18 protein-coding genes and 1 pseudogene are annotated in these 15,989 nt (G+C 69.1%); 10 read left to right on the forward strand and 9 right to left on the reverse strand.

What is annotated here, in order from left to right:
• Positions 1–265: 265 nt before the first annotated feature.
• Together J2853_RS03945 and J2853_RS03950 are read right to left on the reverse strand one after the other, a co-directional pair.
• Positions 266–487: a helix-turn-helix domain-containing protein gene (locus tag J2853_RS03945; RefSeq protein WP_046086987.1), complete on the reverse strand. Its 222-nt coding sequence runs from the start codon at positions 485–487 to the stop codon at positions 266–268.
• The gene (locus J2853_RS03950; RefSeq protein WP_307555061.1) at positions 487–978 is read right to left on the reverse strand and encodes a DUF2975 domain-containing protein; all 492 of its coding nucleotides are present in this window, start codon (positions 976–978) and stop codon (positions 487–489) included. The genes J2853_RS03945 and J2853_RS03950 overlap by 1 nt, the downstream gene beginning before the upstream one ends.
• Before the next feature lie 512 nt (positions 979–1,490).
• Between J2853_RS03950 and J2853_RS03955 the strand changes: the two genes are divergently transcribed.
• From J2853_RS03955 to J2853_RS03965, 3 genes are read left to right on the forward strand one after another with little or no spacing between them, the layout of a single operon-like run.
• Positions 1,491–1,823 (forward strand): hypothetical protein, encoded by a 333-nt coding sequence (locus J2853_RS03955; RefSeq protein ID WP_307555063.1) that lies wholly within the window; start codon positions 1,491–1,493, stop codon positions 1,821–1,823.
• Entirely contained in the window at positions 1,820–2,263 is a 444-nt protein-coding gene (locus J2853_RS03960) for a MerR family transcriptional regulator (RefSeq protein WP_307555065.1), read from the forward strand. Before J2853_RS03955 ends, J2853_RS03960 begins: the two co-directional genes overlap by 4 nt.
• Entirely contained in the window at positions 2,253–2,711 is a 459-nt protein-coding gene (locus J2853_RS03965; protein WP_307555067.1) for a hypothetical protein, read from the forward strand. Before J2853_RS03960 ends, J2853_RS03965 begins: the two co-directional genes overlap by 11 nt.
• A gap of 112 nt (positions 2,712–2,823) precedes the next feature.
• Here J2853_RS03965 and J2853_RS48185 read toward each other — a convergent pair.
• A pseudogene (locus tag J2853_RS48185) lies at positions 2,824–3,096 on the reverse strand (hypothetical protein); the annotation flags it as partial.
• A 96-nt stretch (positions 3,097–3,192) separates the two neighbouring features.
• Between J2853_RS48185 and bla the strand changes: the two are divergent.
• Positions 3,193–4,218 carry a class A beta-lactamase gene (bla, locus tag J2853_RS03970; RefSeq protein WP_307555068.1) on the forward strand — a complete coding sequence of 342 codons (1,026 nt, stop codon included), beginning with the start codon at positions 3,193–3,195 and terminating at the stop codon, positions 4,216–4,218.
• A 171-nt stretch (positions 4,219–4,389) separates the two neighbouring features.
• On the opposite strand, the gene J2853_RS03975 is transcribed toward bla, so the two are convergent.
• Positions 4,390–4,845: a MarR family winged helix-turn-helix transcriptional regulator gene (locus J2853_RS03975; RefSeq protein WP_307555069.1), complete on the reverse strand. Its 456-nt coding sequence runs from the start codon at positions 4,843–4,845 to the stop codon at positions 4,390–4,392.
• Positions 4,846–4,925: 80 nt separating this feature from the next.
• Between J2853_RS03975 and J2853_RS03980 the strand changes: the two genes are divergently transcribed.
• Positions 4,926–5,801 (forward strand): alpha/beta hydrolase, encoded by an 876-nt coding sequence (locus J2853_RS03980; RefSeq protein ID WP_307555071.1) that lies wholly within the window; start codon positions 4,926–4,928, stop codon positions 5,799–5,801.
• A gap of 446 nt (positions 5,802–6,247) precedes the next feature.
• Entirely contained in the window at positions 6,248–6,613 is a 366-nt protein-coding gene (locus J2853_RS03985; protein ID WP_307555073.1) for a helix-turn-helix domain-containing protein, read from the forward strand.
• A gap of 11 nt (positions 6,614–6,624) precedes the next feature.
• Here J2853_RS03985 and J2853_RS03990 read toward each other — a convergent pair whose 3' ends face one another.
• On the reverse strand, positions 6,625–7,227 hold the full coding sequence (locus J2853_RS03990) for a ClpP family protease (protein WP_307555075.1): 603 nt from the start codon (positions 7,225–7,227) through the stop codon (positions 6,625–6,627).
• Positions 7,224–7,853: a ClpP family protease gene (locus tag J2853_RS03995; RefSeq protein WP_307555076.1), complete on the reverse strand. Its 630-nt coding sequence runs from the start codon at positions 7,851–7,853 to the stop codon at positions 7,224–7,226. The genes J2853_RS03990 and J2853_RS03995 overlap by 4 nt, the downstream gene beginning before the upstream one ends.
• A 266-nt stretch (positions 7,854–8,119) precedes the next feature.
• On the opposite strand from J2853_RS03995, the gene J2853_RS04000 reads away from it, so the two are divergent.
• Positions 8,120–10,408: an ATP-binding protein gene (locus J2853_RS04000; RefSeq protein WP_307555078.1), complete on the forward strand. Its 2,289-nt coding sequence runs from the start codon at positions 8,120–8,122 to the stop codon at positions 10,406–10,408.
• Positions 10,409–10,490: 82 nt separating this feature from the next.
• On the opposite strand, the gene J2853_RS04005 is transcribed toward J2853_RS04000, so the two are convergent.
• Entirely contained in the window at positions 10,491–11,735 is a 1,245-nt protein-coding gene (locus J2853_RS04005) for an MFS transporter (protein WP_307555080.1), read from the reverse strand.
• A 95-nt stretch (positions 11,736–11,830) separates the two neighbouring features.
• On the opposite strand from J2853_RS04005, the gene J2853_RS04010 reads away from it, so the two are divergent.
• A complete protein-coding gene (locus J2853_RS04010; RefSeq protein WP_307555082.1) occupies positions 11,831–12,310 on the forward strand; it encodes a winged helix-turn-helix transcriptional regulator in 480 nt (159 codons plus the stop codon).
• 53 nt (positions 12,311–12,363) lie between these two features.
• Here J2853_RS04010 and J2853_RS04015 read toward each other — a convergent pair whose 3' ends face one another.
• Both J2853_RS04015 and J2853_RS04020 read right to left on the reverse strand, forming a co-directional pair.
• Entirely contained in the window at positions 12,364–13,377 is a 1,014-nt protein-coding gene (locus J2853_RS04015; RefSeq protein WP_307555084.1) for an aldo/keto reductase, read from the reverse strand.
• 256 nt (positions 13,378–13,633) lie between these two features.
• The gene (locus J2853_RS04020; RefSeq protein ID WP_307555086.1) at positions 13,634–14,131 is read right to left on the reverse strand and encodes a MarR family winged helix-turn-helix transcriptional regulator; all 498 of its coding nucleotides are present in this window, start codon (positions 14,129–14,131) and stop codon (positions 13,634–13,636) included.
• A 77-nt stretch (positions 14,132–14,208) separates the two neighbouring features.
• Here J2853_RS04020 and J2853_RS04025 point away from each other — a divergent pair, with 77 nt between their 5' ends.
• Together J2853_RS04025 and J2853_RS04030 are read left to right on the forward strand one after the other, a co-directional pair.
• On the forward strand, positions 14,209–15,141 hold the full coding sequence (locus J2853_RS04025; RefSeq protein WP_307555088.1) for an EamA family transporter: 933 nt from the start codon (positions 14,209–14,211) through the stop codon (positions 15,139–15,141).
• 196 nt (positions 15,142–15,337) lie between these two features.
• Positions 15,338–15,976 (forward strand): NAD(P)-dependent oxidoreductase, encoded by a 639-nt coding sequence (locus tag J2853_RS04030; RefSeq protein WP_307555090.1) that lies wholly within the window; start codon positions 15,338–15,340, stop codon positions 15,974–15,976.
• Positions 15,977–15,989 lie beyond the last annotated feature (13 nt).

The following is a 15,989-nucleotide window of genomic DNA, read 5'->3' on the forward strand; positions in this document are numbered from 1 at the left end:
CGGCCCACCGTTTCGGTGATCCAGATCGTCACGCGTTCGGTGGTCAGCGCCCGGTCGGCACTCGCGACCACTGGGTCCGGACCGGCGGACCAGGACAGGCGCAGCTCTGCCCTCACCGGCGATTCATCGATCGCGTCGTTCCCGTCACCTCCGAGGTCGCGGAGGAGCGGGAGCGGCTGAACTCCGTGACACCGTCACGGTGCACGAGTCTCCGCGATGGTCGATCAACCAAGCTCGGACGGTCTGGACAGCCTTCTGGGGCATGTCATCCGCCCGCGGCGTCCTCGGCCTCCCAGCGCAGCAGGTCGCCCGGTTGGCACTTGAGTACTTCGCAGAGCGCGGCGAGCGTCGCGAAGCGCACCGCCTTGGCGCGGCCGTTCTTGAGTACCGCCAGGTTGGCGGGCGTGATCCCTACGCGGTCCGCGAGGTCGCCCACGGACATCTTCCGCCTGGCCAGCATCACGTCGATGTCGACGACGATCGGCATCAGATCACCTCGTCCAACTCGGCCTGCATCTGCGCCGCTTCGACGTCGCGCGCGACGGCCTGGGCGAGCAGCATCCGCAGCACGAGCACGATGAGCGCGACCCCCAGGATGGCCAGGCCGACCCCGCCCATGATGACGGTGACGCCCGGGTCGGCCCGCTGGCCCGGCGCGTTGAGGGCCGTGACCGCGAACCACAGGAGGGCAGCCGCCACGATCGCGCCGATCACGGCGTCCACGTACCGGAAGGCGGCGTGGGAGAACACGGTTCCGCGTCGCACCATCGTCACCAGCCGCCATACGCTGACCAGGGCGACCTGGCCCGACACCATGCCCAGGATCGTGATCACGCGCAGCGGGGTCAGCGGGAGCGACCCGTCCTCCGGGTCGCTCCCGCTGACCAACGTCCACACCATCGATGCCTGTACGAACGCGGTGCCGGCGAGCACCACCGCGAGCACGGCGCGAAGCGCACGCACTGCCAGCTTTCCCATAACCCGTCCTCCCATCGAATTGCGATGAGAATCTATCGAATCTCGATAGGTGAAGCAAGGGCTGGGCGGAGGGCCGGTGGTGGTTCTGCATCGTGACGGGACGCCGTCGCCTCCTCCTGTGGCGTGGCGTTCGCGCGAACCGTCTTGATCTTGTCGAAGCCGGTCTTGCTTGAGCGCACATCGGACGCGACCCGACTACGCCGAAGCCCTGGGGCGTGGCCTGCTGTAAGGGCCGATCCTGAGAGAACGGTCGACCCTCGTTAACCAGGGTTGGCGACACGCCGACGGCCGGACGAGCGACCCGGACCCGTACCAGGCCGACCCTGCAAGGGTGACACTGAGATCATCCTGTCTGCCGCGGCCCTGGGATGCCCGGCCCGTTCCTACTCGATGGCAGGTTCTTACCTGAGCGACCCTGCGGGAGTTGCATCCTGTACCCGGGTACAGGCTTACCGTCGGACGGTAGGGGTCGTTCGCATGAGAGACGGGCGACCTTGGCAATGGGAGAGCTCATGGAATGGGCGCCGGCTGAATGCACGCTTCCGACCGGGGAACGGCCGTTGCGGGTGGCGGAGTTCGACGACCTGTTCGCCTCCGCACTACGTGGACTGGAACGCGTGGGGCCGACTCACCTGCGGCTGATACTGGAAAGCGGAGCACACGTGGAGGAGACCGCGCGGGACCTGACGGCCCGAGAGACAGGTTGCTGTTCGTTCTTCGCCTTCACCCTGACCCCCGGCGGTGATGGGCTGATCCTGGACATCGAGGTCCCCGCGGTTCACACGAAGGTGCTCGACGGGCTGGTGGTTCGGGCGATCGAGGCGGCTCCCCAGGTCGCGTCATGAGCGACAAACGGCTGCGTACCGGAGAGGTCGCCGAAGCGGCGGGGGTCAACGCTCAGACGCTGCGTTATTACCATCGGCGGGGACTGCTGCAAGAGCCGCAGCGGAGCAACGGGGGGCATCGGCTGTATCCGCCGGAAACGGTGACCGTCCTGCGTGTGATCAAGGTGGCGCAACGGCTGGGCTTCACGCTGGTTGAGGTGGCCGATCTGGTCGAGGCGGTTGCGCATCGTCACGGCACGTCGGACAGCGGTTTGCAGGCACGGGCAACGGCGAAGCTCGCCGAGGTGGAACAGAAGATCGCCGACCTTCGGACGATCCGCGACACGCTGGTTCAAGCGGTGGACGCCGGGTGTGATGAACCGCGATCAGCGCTTGTGTCGGCAAGATTGCCTCAAGCCAACGGGCTGCGGTCATGGCACCCTGGTGACCGTGAAAGCTGAGACTCTTGTCGGCCTCTGGGAGAGCGGCCCCTACGACTACGGAACGATGGAGACAAGTTGGCTGGGCTTCCTCCCCGATGGACGAGGCTGGAGCGGGTGGGCCAGCTTTGGCGGAGGAATGGAGGTGGCTCGATTCCGCTGGCGTTGCCCCGAGCCTGCTCTTATGGAACTCCGCTACGAACATTCGTTCTTCGGCGCCTGGCAAGCCAATGGAAATCCGGGTTTTACCTTCGCCTCGCTCGATGGCCAGGAGCCGGATAATGAAGTGGTGCTCACCGGCTTCACCATCGGCCCCGACACGACCGTACTGGCAGAGGAATCCTTCACGGCCCTCCACCTGGAAAAGGCTGTGCAATTCTGCTCGACATTTGCGCTCGCCCGACGCGAGATCTCGATTCACGACGACCCCGTTCATGCCATTGCTCCCTGGGGGCCTCCCGATCTGTAGATCCCAAACAAGGTCCGGCAGGTCCTCGCCATCCTCACCATGGCCTTCGCCTGCTCCGGCCTCTCCCGCCTCATGCTTGGCCTGTCTGGGATCTTCCACTGGCTGCCCACGTTCATGGTGCAGGGAGGCCGCCCGAGGCTGGGCCTCCTGGCACACGATCTCGATCTGCACCTTCTGGTCCACATAGAGGAAGCCGGTCGCAGCCTGTACGGATTGTGTGGACCTGAGACGGTCCTGCGGCCCGCCGAGAATACCCGCCGGCCCATGGTCGGCCGATCCTGCGGTTGCCGATGTCGAAGCCAACGCGCGGCGTGTGGTGCTTCGGCGCGACCTTGCCTCTCTGGGTCCGGCATGCGCTTCCTGTCGGCGCCTCGCATATCGGGCAGTCGACTGTTCTGTGGGTATGGGCAGGTCACACCGCACATTCACTGGCGTCAGCCGCGCTTGAGACGATCATTGATATCCATATCGATATGGCGGAATGATCCATATTGATATTGGACGCCCGTGGCTGGTTCGTGATCTTCTCTTCGGCATGACACAACATCTCCGACTGCGGCTAGGGGTCGCGACGTTGACCGCTTCCGCGCTGCTGCTGGGCAGTCCCGCCTATGTGGCGGGTGCCGTCGCCGGCGAGACGAGCACCTCCGGTGTCACCGCCCGGTCGGGGAGCAACGCCCCCTCCGCCTCCGACCTGAACAAGACGCTGCAGGAACTCGAGAAGTCCTACAATGGGCGTATCGGCGCGATGGGCATCGATCTGGGGACCGGTAAAACGGTCGGCTACCGAGCCGACGAGAGTTTCCCGTTCAACTCCATGTTCAAGGTTTTCGCGTGCGCGGCAGTGCTGCATAAAGCGCGCACCAGCGACCCCGGGCTGATGGACAAGGTGGTTCGCTGGAAGCCTGCCGAGATGGCCGAGCTGACCGCGAACTCCCCGGAGACCACCGAATACACCGACACCGGCATGACACCTGCACAGCTGTGCCGCGCCGGGATCACCAAATCCGACGGCTTCGCGGGCAACACGCTGCTGAAGCAGATCGGCGGGCCGCGCGGGCTGACCGAGTTCTTCCGAGCCATCGGTGATCAGACGAGTCGCCTGGACCGACCGGAGCCCGGGCTGACCGAGTGGAAGCCCGGCGAAAAGCGCGACACCACCACCCCCGAGGCGGCCGCGCAGACCTTCACTAAGATCACTACCGGTAAGACCCTCCATGCCCACGACCGAGCGCGGCTGGTCGGCTGGCTGAAGGCCGGCCTCACCGGCGCCAACCGGATTCGGGCGGGACTCCCCAAGAACTGGACGGTCGGTGACAAGACCGGCACCGGCGGCGCGAGCAACTACGGCACCGCCAACGACGTGGCGATCGTCTGGACACCCGGATCGAGCGCGCCGATCATCCTGTCGGTGTTCACCAACCGTAACCTCAACAACACCTCGAACGATGACAAGGTGATCGCCTCCACCGCGACCGCGCTGGCCAAGGCCCTCGGCAGGTTGTGACCGGCCACCGGGTCGCGACGCGGTCCGTGAGGAAAGCGGATCTCGAATGCCGCCCTGAGAAGCGGCGACCGGGGTCGGACCAGGCCCAAGGCGGATCATGTTCCCTTTGAGGGGAGTGGAGAGAACTCTGAGGCCGGCGGTTGCCCTCTCGGCCTCCGCACCGGGATCCGATCAGGTTTCCACCCGATCCGTACGATGATCCGCCTCGGCCCGCTGGCGGAGCATGGAGAGGCTGACCGCGAGGTTCTCCAGGACGTCGGCCGGGAGCACCGAGCCGATCCAGGTCTGGAGTTCGGCCTCGACCGTCGGGATGGCTTCGGCGAGGAGGCGTTCGCCCTCCGGGGTGAGCATGACCAGCGAGGACCGCCGGTCGTCCGGGTTCGCGACACGACGGCAGCGGCCGGCGGCCTCGAGCCGGTCGACGGCCTTGCTGGTGGCGCCGACCGTGATGGCCGTCTCGTGCGCGAGATCGTAGACCCGGGCCATGTCACGCTGGGCGATGAAGCGCAGGAACTCGAACTGGCCCAGCGGCAGGTCGTGCTCGGCCTTCAGCCGGGCGTCGAGCGCGTTGTAGAGCCGCGTCTCCACCCGGACCAGGTCCGTGAACAACGATGTGAGATCAGTCACAGCCTTCCCCGGAATTAGGTTCCTTGGAATGTAGTTCTCGAGAACTACATTCCAAGGAACCTATCAGTGGGAGAACGACGATGACACAGGACCAGCGCTCCGCGGCGCGAGCCATGATGACCAAGGGCGACCTCGGCCGTACGCCGGCTCAGCAGCGCGCCGAGTTCGACGGGCTGTTCGCAGAGCGCCCGCTGGGCGACGACATCACGCTGACACCTCGCACGCTGGGAGGTGTTCCGGCCCTGGACGTCCAGGTCGAGGGTGCCGACGGCGACGCGGTGATCTTCTACCTGCACGGAGGCGGCTACGTCGTCGGCTCGGCCCGGACGGGAGCCGGCCTCGCGGCGCCGCTCGCACGTCGTACCGGGCTTCCGGCGGTGTCACTGGACTACCGCCTCGCGCCGGAGAACCCGTTCCCGGCGGCGATCGACGACGCGCTGGCGGCGTACAGAGAGCTGCTGGGGACCGGTCGCCGGATCGTGATCGCGGGCGAATCCGCCGGTGGTGGGCTGGCCCTCGCCACCATGCTGGCCGCGCGGCGGGACGGTCTGCCGTTGCCGGTGGCCGCGGCTCTCTTTTCGCCGTGGACGGATTTGACGCTGTCCGGTGTGAGCCTCGACTCCCGCGGTGATGCCGATCCGCTGTTCAGCCGCGCGCACATGGAGGAGTACGCCGAGCACTACCTCGCCGGTCACGACCCGAAGGACGAGTTGGCCAGCCCGCTCCTGGCGGACCTGACCGGTCTGCCCCCGCTGCTGATCCAGGTCGGCTCAGCCGAGGTCCTGCTCGACGACTCACTCCGGCTGGCGGTCCGAGCCGCGGAACACGAGGTCGACGTCAGCCTGAACGTCGTCGCCGGCGCGCCGCATGTGTACCCGCTCATGGCCGGCGTGATGGACGAGGCCGACCAGGCGTTCGACCACGCCGCCAGGTTCCTGGGAGACGCCGTCGCATAGACAGGGGGCATGAGCACCTCGCCCCCCACGGGTTCACATGAACACGTGCGCTTCGCCGAACGTCCTCGCCCCCGGGCAAGCCGACGGCAGCTCGCGGTTTCGCGTGGTGCCGGAGCGGATCAAGGTCCGCCCGCGCGTCGGAGGCCACCGCGTCCGCCCGGACGCGGTGGCCGCCCGGTCAGCCATGATCGAGATCTCTACGAGCCGCGCGACACCGTGGAACGCCGCGTCAATCAGATCAAGGGCCGTCCCTGGACGCCACCGGGCCCAGCCGCGGCCTGAACGCGATTCGTCCCGCGACGCCATCACCAACACGATCTCGCCATGCCTCAAGGCGCCCAAGCCGGATGCTCACCATCTCCCATCAAGGCGAAACCCAAGGGTCGCCGTTCTGCGGTGGGCGGAACGTATAGGACCTGACCGCGCCACCGAATTACGATGTGCGCATGCCCGACACCACCCGGCCGCCCATGCCCGTCGACGAGCAGCCGCACGAGCTGACCGCGCCACGCCGGCCGACGGAGCCGCTGTGGCGTGACGCGCTCGGCCGGTGCCTGAGGAGCCTGCGCCTCGAGCGCGGAGAGATACTGACCGAGACCGCCCGCCGTGCCGGGGTCTCGCCGCAGTACCTCTCCGAGATGGAACGCGGTGTCAAGGAGCCTTCGAGCGAGATGATCGCCGCAGTCGCCGGTGCCCTGGACGTGACGCTCGGTGAGTTGACGCTCGAGGTCGCCACGAGCCTGCGGGCTGCGCCGACCGGAACCGCTCCGGCGGGCCCGACCTGCCAGGCCGCCTTCGCGCTGGCCGCGTAGGCGGGTTCTCCCTACACGGGGATCGGTTGCCGTTCCTCGATCACATGGTCGATGAGACCGTAGTCCAGCGCCGTCGTCGCGGTGAACACGCGATCGTGATCCGTGTCGGCGCGCAGCGTCGCGACGTCCTGCCCGGTGTGCCGGGAGAGGATGCTCTCGATGTCCGCGCGCACGCGGACGACCTCGTCCGCCTGGAGAATGAGGTCCGGGATCGCTCCTCGCCCCTGCCCCATCGGCTGGTGCAGGACGACACGGGCGTGGGTCAGCGCGGCGCGTTTGCCGGGAGCGCCCGCGGCAAGAAGCACGGCGCCGACCGCGACCGCCTGCCCCACGCACGTCGTCGCCACCGGCGGACGGATGTAGCGCAGCGTGTCGTACACGGCGAGCATCGCGCTCGGGTCTCCACCCTCGCAATTGATGTACAGCTGGATCTCGCGGTCGGGACTTTCGAATTCCAGGTGCAGCAACTGCGCGACGAGAGCGTTCGCGACACCCGCGTCGATGGCGGTGCCGAGATAGATGATCCGCTCCGTCAGCAGGTGCGAGTAGACGTCCATGATCCGTTCACCGCGAGGATGCTGCGCGATGACGTTCGGAATCGTGTAGGTGCTCATCGGACGGCTCCTTCGGACGGGAAGCCGAGCCCGACGGGTCGATGACCGGTAGGCACGACTTCGTCGAAACTGCTGACGATCACGTCGATGAATCCGTATTCAAGCGCTTCCTGCGCCGTGTACCAGCGATCGTGCAGCGAGTCCTCGAAGATCCGATCGAGGGGTTGGCCGGTGTCCTCGGCGATGAGCCCGAGCACCGTGTCGCGGGTGTGGCGCAGGTCGCCCGCCTGCAGTTCGATGTCGACGGCGGCGCCGCCGATGCCGGCGGAGCCCTGGTGCATCAGCACGCGGGCGTGCGGCATGGCGCGGCGCTTGCCGCGGGTTCCGGACGACAACAGGAACTGGCCGGCGCTGTAGGCGATGCCGAGCACCATCGTGGACACGTCGCACGGGACGAGCCGAATGACATCGCGGATCGCGAGCATCGACGGCACCGATCCGCCGGGGGAATGGATCCACAGCGCGATATCGGACGACGAATCCTCTTTCGCCAAGGTGATCAGCTGCGTTGCCAGCAACGTGCCGTTGTCGTCGTTGAGTGCGCCGTCGAGCACGAGAACACGTTCCTGGTAGAGCTCACGCCGCATTCGTTCGTTGAACGACGGGACTTTCTGTTCCTCACTCATGCCTTCACTTTGGGCCACCGCGCGCACCGGCCACAGCCCGATCTGCCCACGGCAGATCCGCTCAGAGCAGCAGAACCACGACCGCCGCTGTCCTCGGCTGCCGCACTGACGGGAGAACGTGTGGCCTGACGAGTGATCACGCCCTGGTGGAGCGGTTCTTGCCCCCCGAGGGGAAGCACCCGGGGAGACGGACGGTCTCAGACACGCCGGTATCTTGGATCGGGCCGCTCGATGGGCCGGGGTGCCGGCAGTGGTGAGGAGGATGGATGGTCAGCTCGTTCGGCCCGCTCCTGCGGAGCCTGCGGCAGGCGGCGCAGCTGACGATCGAGGGGCTGTCGCACGCCTCCGGGGTGAGTGTGCGGGCCATCGGGGACATGGAACGCGGCATCAGCCGGGGCCCGCAACGGCGCACGGTGCAGGCGCTGGCCGAGGCGTTGCGGCTGGGTGAGGAGCAGCGGGCGGAGCTGGACGAGGCCGCGCGAGCGGGCCGGCCGCGGTCGGGCGGCTCGGTGCCGGGGCGGTCGGGGCTGTATGAGCTGCCGCGTGGGCTGGGCGACTTCGTCGGCCGGGTGGCGGAGCTGGAGCTGCTGTGCCGTCTGGGACGGGAGGCGTCCGTGGACGGCCCCACCCCGGTCGTGGTGGTGCACGGGCAGGCGGGATTGGGTAAGACGGCGTGCGCGGTGCGGGCGGCCGAGCTGCTGCGGGAGGTGTTCCCGGACGGGCGGTTCTACGTGGATCTGCGGGGCGTCGACGCCGAGCCGGTGCCGGCGGCCGAAGTGCTGCACCGGCTGCTGCGGGCGCTGGATGTGGACCCGCGTGTGATCGCCGAGGAGGAGTGGGAGCGGGCCAGTCAGTTGCGGGCGATCCTGGCGGAGCGGCGGTGTCTGCTGGTGCTGGACAACGCCGCCGACGAGGCCCAGATACGGCCGTTGCTGCCGGGGCCGGGGGCCGGGATGGTGGTGGTGACCAGCCGCCGCACCCTGGGTGGGTTGGAGGGGGTGACGCGGATCGCGCTGGCGCCGTTCTCGCCGCAGGAGTCGGCGCAGTTGTTGCGGGCGATCGTGCGGGAGGCCGCCGATCGCGCGGTGGCGGAGACGGAGCAGGTGGCGCGGTTGTGCGGGCGGCTGCCGCTGGCGTTGCGGATCGCCGGCACTCGGCTGGCGTCTCGGCCCGGGTGGACGATGCGGCACCTGGCGGAGCGGTTGTCGGATGAGGATCGCCGGCTGGCGACCCTGGCGGTTGGCGATGTGGGGGTGGAGGCGGCGTTCGCGTTGTCGTACGCGGTGCTGTCGCCGCCGGCGAAGGAGACGTTCCGGCGGCTGGCGCTGGTGCCTGCGGTGGATTTCGCCGCGCCGATCGCCGCGGTGCTCACCCAGACCGGGGTGTTCGCGGCTGAGGATCAGCTTGATGATCTGGTCGAGCTGGGCCTGCTGCAGCGTGAGGGCGCCGACCGTTATCGCTTTCATGACCTGATCCGGTTGTATGCGAGCCAGCGGTTGCGTGAGGAGGAACCGGCCGGGGCCACAGTGGCGGCCGAGCGGCGCATGGTCGACTGGTTGCTGGAGACCGCGATCGTGGCCGGGCGGTGGTTCGAACCCGACTACGGAGCACCACCGTCCGACGCCAAGGGCCTGGTTCCGCTTGCCACGCTGGAGGAGGCGCGGGCCTGGCTGGAGGTGGAAAGGGATACCTGGCTGGCCGGGCTGCGGATGGCGGCCGCCGCCGACCGGCACGAGCAGGTGGCCGAGCTCGGTGAGGCGATGCGCTGGTTCGCGGCCAATGCGCAGCACTGGTTGGGCGACTGGCTGGAGGTGTTCGGGCTGACGCGTGCCGCCGCCGCCGGGCTGTCCGATCCTCGCCGGGAACTGTGGCACATGAACCGCCAGGTCTGGGCCTTCCTCGTCACCCGCTTACCCCGCCGCGGGGAGGCGGCGTTGAGAGAGAACGCGGAGCGGGCGATGGAGGTCTACCGGCTCGCCGAAAGCCTCGGCGCGGTCAGAGAGCAGGCCGACGCGCTGTGCAACGCGGCCACGACCTGGAGGGTCCTCCTCGACTTCGATCAGTCGCTGTGGGCGTATTCCCGGGGGCGGGAGTTGGCCGAAGCCGCCGGTTACCACGACACCTACTACTGGGCCAGCGGCGGAGTGGCGACCGCGCTCTTCCGTCTCGGCAGGCTGGACGAGGCCATTGAGGCGTACCGCAGCGTGCTGAGGAACATTGACGAGCAACCGGTCGTCTCTTCTGCGGCAAAGCACTCACGAATATTTGTCCTGGGAGGCCTGGCCACAGCTCTGCTCGCCGCGCAGCGCTGGCAGGAGGCCATCGAGGTGGCGGAGCCAGCCTTGGCCGAGGCCGGCGGGCAGGGCAGCAACCTTGTGATGGGCATGCACCGGACGTTGGGTCAGACGTATGCCAGGCTCGGTGCGACCGGCGAAGCCCGCGAGCATCTGACCCGGGCGATCGAGCTGGCGGAGAAGTATAAAACATGGGAGCCCAGATCGCTTGACGAGGCGAAAGCGGAGCTGGCGGCCCTCGGCACTGATCACAACCCGTGACGATCCCTGGCGGACAAAGGTCTTCGCGCTCTGCCTGAGATCGTATGTGGGACCGGAGACAGCTGCTGAGCGGCCGGTCTGTTCAGCCGGCGGCGGCCGGGGTCGGGATGCGGTGCCGGGTGCCCGCCCACAGCAGGAGCGCGAGGCAGCTGATCGCGGCCCCCAGCGCGCACACGGCACCCCAGCCGGCCACCGCGTAGAGGGCGGTCGAGGCGATGGCTCCGAAGGCGCTGCCGAGCGAGTAGAAGACCATGTAGCCGCCGATCAGCCGGCTGCCCGCGTCCGGGCGAAGTGCGTAGATCAGGCTCTGGTTGGTGACGTGGACCGCCTGCACGGCGAGGTCGAGGACGATCACACCGACCGTCAGGGCCCACAGTGACTGTCGGGCGAAGGCCAGGGGCAGCCACGAGGCGGCGAGCAGGGCCAGGCCGATGCCGGTGGTCCGCTGGGAGAGCCCGCGGTCGTTCAGGCGGCCGGCTGCGGTCGCGGCCAGGGCTCCCGCGGCTCCCGCCAGTCCGAACGCGCCGATCGCCGTATGGGACAGCGACAGCGGAGGCGCGCTCAGCGGCAGCGCGACGCAGCTCCACAGGGTGCTGAAGGCGGCGAAGATGAGCAGGGCGAGCAGGGCGCGGAGCCGGAGGAGGCGCTCCTGCGCGAACAGGGTGAGCGTGGAGCGCAAGAGCCGTCCGTAGCGCATGGGCAGCGCAGTGGTGTCGCGGGGCGGCAGGGCGTGGTGCAGTGCCAGGGCGAGCACGCAGGTGAGGGCCGCCGAGGTGAGGTAGACGGAGCGCCAGCCGGCGAGGTCGGCCAGGAGCCCGGATACGGTGCGGGCAAGCAGGATGCCGGTGACCACACCGCTGGTCACGAGGCCGACGACGCGTCCGCGTTGCGCCGGTGGTGCGAGCGAGGCGGCGAAGGCCACCAACGTCTGGGTCACCACCGCGAGGAGTCCTACGGCGGCCATGCCCGCGAGCAGGAGCGCCGCGACGGTGGCGGTGCCGACCACCGTCAGCGCCGCTGCCAGCAGGAGCAGTTGCGTCACGATGAGGCGCCTGCGGTTGAGCAGGTCGCCCAGCGGCACGATGAAGAAGAGTCCCAGCCCGTAACCGAGTTGGGTGAGGGTGACGACGGCGCCGAGCGTCGCCGGGCTGATCGCGAAGTCGCGGCCCAGCGTCACCAGGAGGGGTTGCGCGAAGTAGACGTTGGCCACCGCGGTCCCACAGGCGATGGCGAAGAGCAGGGTGACGCCTCGGGGGAGCGCGGGGCCGGGAGTCCCCTTGTCCGTGCCCGCGGTCCGCGGTGTCGTGGTCTCGTCGTTGCCGGTCACCAGGCATCCCCCCAGGAATTGGTTTCATCTTGCTACCAGATTGACGGTAGCCATTCTGGTAGCATGTTGCAACCGATGTGAAAGTGGAGGGTGTCATGGTGAGGCGGACGCGTTTCAACGACAGTGACTGTCCCGTCGCGCGATCAGTCGACGCGATCGGCGACTGGTGGTCCTTGCTGATCGTGCGGGACGCGTTCGACGGCAGCCGCCGCTTCGGGGAGTTCCAGCGCAGCCTCGGCGTCGCCAAGAACATTCTCACCGCGCGTCTGCGCGTCCTGGTCGCCGGCGGCATCCTCGACGTCGTCCCGGCCGCCGACGGCAGTTCCTACCACGAGTACGTTCTGACGCCGAAGGGCAAAGACCTCTTCCCCGTCATCGTGGCGCTGCGGCAGTGGGGCGAAGGACACTTCTTCGAGCCCGACGAACCGCACTCGGAGCTGATCGACCGCCGGCGCGGGCGGCCCCTGCGTGCGCTGGAGGTCCGCTCCGCGGATGGGCGACGGCTCGACCCCGACGACACTGTCGTCAACAAGGTCGATCAGCCTCGAACGCCGGCCGGGACAAGGCCCGAGTAGCCTTCCGAGGCGATCGTGGCGCGACGGCCGGGAAGGGGGATCCCCGGGGCCGGTCAGCGGCGGCGCAGGCGCTTGTCCGCGATCGCCGGCGGTACGTCGACGTAGTTGTCCGCCGGGTTGATCTCGGTGCCGGGAGGCACGATCTCGTCGATCCGGTCGAGCACGTCCTCGCTCAGTTCCACGTCCGCGCTCGCCAGAAGGTCATCGAGCTGTTCGGGCCTCCGGGGGCCGATCAGGACGGAGGTGACAGCCGGGTGCGACCGGACGAACGCGGTGGCCAGGTGCGTCAGCGGCATCCCCGCCTCGGCGGCGAGCTCCGTGAGGAGCTGGACGACCTGCGCCCTGGCCTGGTTGGCGGGCGTGGTCAGGTCGAAGGCCTGCGGAGACAGCGTCGCGCGGTGGCCCCCTGTCAGGTCCGTGCGCCCCGACAGCCAGCCACTGCTGAGCGGCCCGTAGGTCAGGACCCCCATGCCGTGACGCTGCGCCGCGGGCAGCATGGCGGCCTCGATGGTCCTGGTGAGGATCGAATATCTCGGCTGCTCCGTGCGGAAGCGGTGGTGACCGCGCTTGTCGGCGATCCACTGCGCCTCGACGATCAGCTCGGTGGGGAACGTCGAGGAGCCGATCGCCCGCACCTTGCCCGCGCGGACCAGCTCCGACAGCGCTGAGAGCGTCTCGTCGAGGTCGGTGTCGGGGTCCGGCCGGTGCATCTGGTAGAGATCGATATGGTCGGTGCCGAGCCGCCGCAGGCTGTCCTCCACGGCGCGTTTGATCCACCGGGCCGAGCCTCCGCGATGGTTGTCGTCGGGCCCCATGGGGAGCGCGAACTTCGTCGCGAGCACGACGTCGTCCCGCCGTCCCTTGAGCGCCTTGCCGACGATCTCCTCCGACTCACCCCGGGAGTAGACGTCGGCCGTGTCGACGAAGTTGACGCCGGCGTCCAGGGCCGTGTGAATCATGCGGATCGATTCGTCGTGGTCGGTGTTGCCCATGGCTCCGAACATCATCGCCCCAAGGGCCAGTTCGCTGACCGACATGCCTGTTCCGCCGAGAATCCTGCGCTTCATCTTTCTCTTCCCTCGTCTTCGGTTTCACCGGCCGCTCCTGTGGTGCCACCGCCTCTTCGGCCTGGTCACCATAGGGGGCCACACCTCAGGTAACCACCGCCGGAGGTCGCCTCAGGGCGATGGGGGAGGTCCGCTCTCACCCGGGGTACGGCCCACAGGGGGTCCGGCGGAACCCCCCACGGGCCGGGCCGTACCACCGCCGCGACCTTGTCGTCGGCGCCGGGCGCACGCGGGCCTCCGGACCGGGACGCGCGAGTCAGTCCGTGGTGTCGCCGAGAGACTCCAGGAGAGTCCGGAGTTCGGCCGCGAGGGCGTCGCGCCGGGTGCTCGTGAGCGCGGCGAGCAGCCGGTTCTCGGTGTCGACGTGGTCGGGCAGGGCCTGGTCGATGAGCGCACGACCTTCGTCGGTGAGAGCGACGTGGACGCCACGGCCGTCCGTCTCACTGGGGGTGCGTCTCACCAGGCCGCGAGCCTCCAGGCGGTCGAGGCGCTGGGTGACGGCACCCGAGGTGATCATGGATGACCGCATCAGCTCGGCGGGGGTCAGGCGATGCGGCGGCCCACTGCGGCGCAGGGTGGCGAGCACGTCGAACGACGGGTGGTCGAGCCCGTGCGCGCCGAACGTCTGGCGCAGCTCCGCGTCGATCAGCCGCGAGAGCCTCGTCAGTCGCCCGATCACCCCCATCGGTGACACGTCCAGGTCGGGGCGCTCTCTGCCCCACTGCTCCAGTACGCGGTCGACGTGATCTGTCACCGCCCCAGCCTAGTTGATGTCTTAGCGGTGAGGCATATCTCTTTACCGATTGCTTAGCGGTGAGATACATTGCCTTAGTGCTAAGCAATCGAATCGGGATCGTCATGGTGACCGCGCTGGCGCCCGTCATCTGGGGAACCACCTATCTCGTCACCACCGAGCTGTTGCCACCGGACCGCCCGCTGCTGGCGGCGGTGGTGCGGGCGCTTCCCGCCGGCCTCGTGCTCGTCGCCCTCACCCGGCGGCTGCCCCGGGGCGTGTGGTGGTGGCGCGCGGCGGTGCTCGGCGCCCTCAACATCGGGGCGTTCTTCGCGCTGCTGTTCGTCGCCGCCTACCGGCTGCCCGGCGGGGTCGCCGCGACCGTCGGCGCGCTGCAACCCCTCCTGGTCGCCGGTCTTTCCGCCGGCCTGCTCGGTGAGCGCCTGTCCCCGCGCACCATGATCGCCGCCGTCGCGGGTGTGGCCGGGGTCAGCCTGCTCGTCCTCCGAGCCGACGCGCGACTGGACGGCCTCGGCATCGCCGCCGCGGCCGGCGGCGCGGCCGTCATGGCCACCGGGGTCGTCCTCAGCAAACGGTGGCGCTCACCCGCGCCCCTGCTCGCGACCACCGGCTGGCAACTCGCCGCGGGCGGCCTGCTGCTGCTCCCGGTCGCGCTCCTGGTCGAAGGGCCACCGCCCGCGGCGCTGAGCACCGCGAACCTGGCCGGATACGGCTACCTCGCGATCATCGGCTCCGCCCTGGCCTATGCCCTCTGGTTCCGGGGGATCCGCGCGCTGTCTCCCACCGAGGTCACCTTCCTCGGCCTGCTCAGCCCTCTGGTCGCCACCTCACTGGGCTGGCTCGTTCTCGGCCAGGACCTCACCGTCGCACAGGCGCTGGGCGGGCTCGTCGTCCTCGCCGCCCTCGTCGCGGCACAGACCCGCAGCGCCCGCGGCGAGCCACCGCACCGTCGCGTCACCGATCGGGCGACCGTCCCGGCGGTGACCTCGGAGTACAACCGGGCGTCCTAGGAGGAACGCTCCATGGGATGAGCCGGTTCTCCCCGGCACGACCCGCGTCTCCGGCGGGGCGGAGCCCGCCGGCCGGGCCATCGCGGTCAACCGTGACCTCGGCGGCCCGAAACACCCCGGGCCAAGCAACCGGCTCTCGTTCTGGCACGTCACGGCGTGCCTCATCAACCAGCCAATCCGCAAGGAGCTGAGAATCATGCGCATCACCGTGTTCGGAGCGGCCGGAAACGTAGGCAGCCGGGTGGTGGCCGAGGCGCTGTCCCACGGTCACCAGGTCACCGCCGTGGTGCGGGACCCGGCCCGTCCCCACGAACTGCCCGCCGCGGCCGGCATCCGTACCGGCGACGCCGGAAACGCCGGAAGCGTGGCCGAGCTGAGCGCCGGCCAGGACGTCGTGATCAGCGCGACCCGCCCGGTGCCCGGCAGGGAGGGCGAGCTTGCCGCGACCGCCAGGGCACTGCTGGCCGGACTGGCCCGGACCGGCGTCCGGCTACTGGTCGTCGGCGGCGCCGGCAGCCTGACCGTGCCCGGCACCGGTGGCGCCACCGTGATCGACGACCCGGAGTTCCCCGCCGCCTGGCGGGACATCGCGCTGGCGTGCAACGACCAGCTGGAGGCCTGCCGTTCCGAGACCGAGGTGGACTGGGCCTACCTGAGCCCGGCCGCGCTGCTGGAACCGGGGAAGCGCACCGGCACGTATCGCCTGGGCGCCGACGAACTGCTGGTCGACGCCGAAGGCAACTCGTCGATCTCCGTGGAGGACCTCGCGGTCGCCCTGCTGGACGAGGCCGAACGGCCCAAGCACCACAGGACCAGGTTCACCGTCGCGTACTGACCCTGGTCGAAGG

It is taken from the genome of Streptosporangium lutulentum (assembly GCF_030811455.1).
Lineage (GTDB): Bacteria > Actinomycetota > Actinomycetes > Streptosporangiales > Streptosporangiaceae > Streptosporangium > Streptosporangium lutulentum.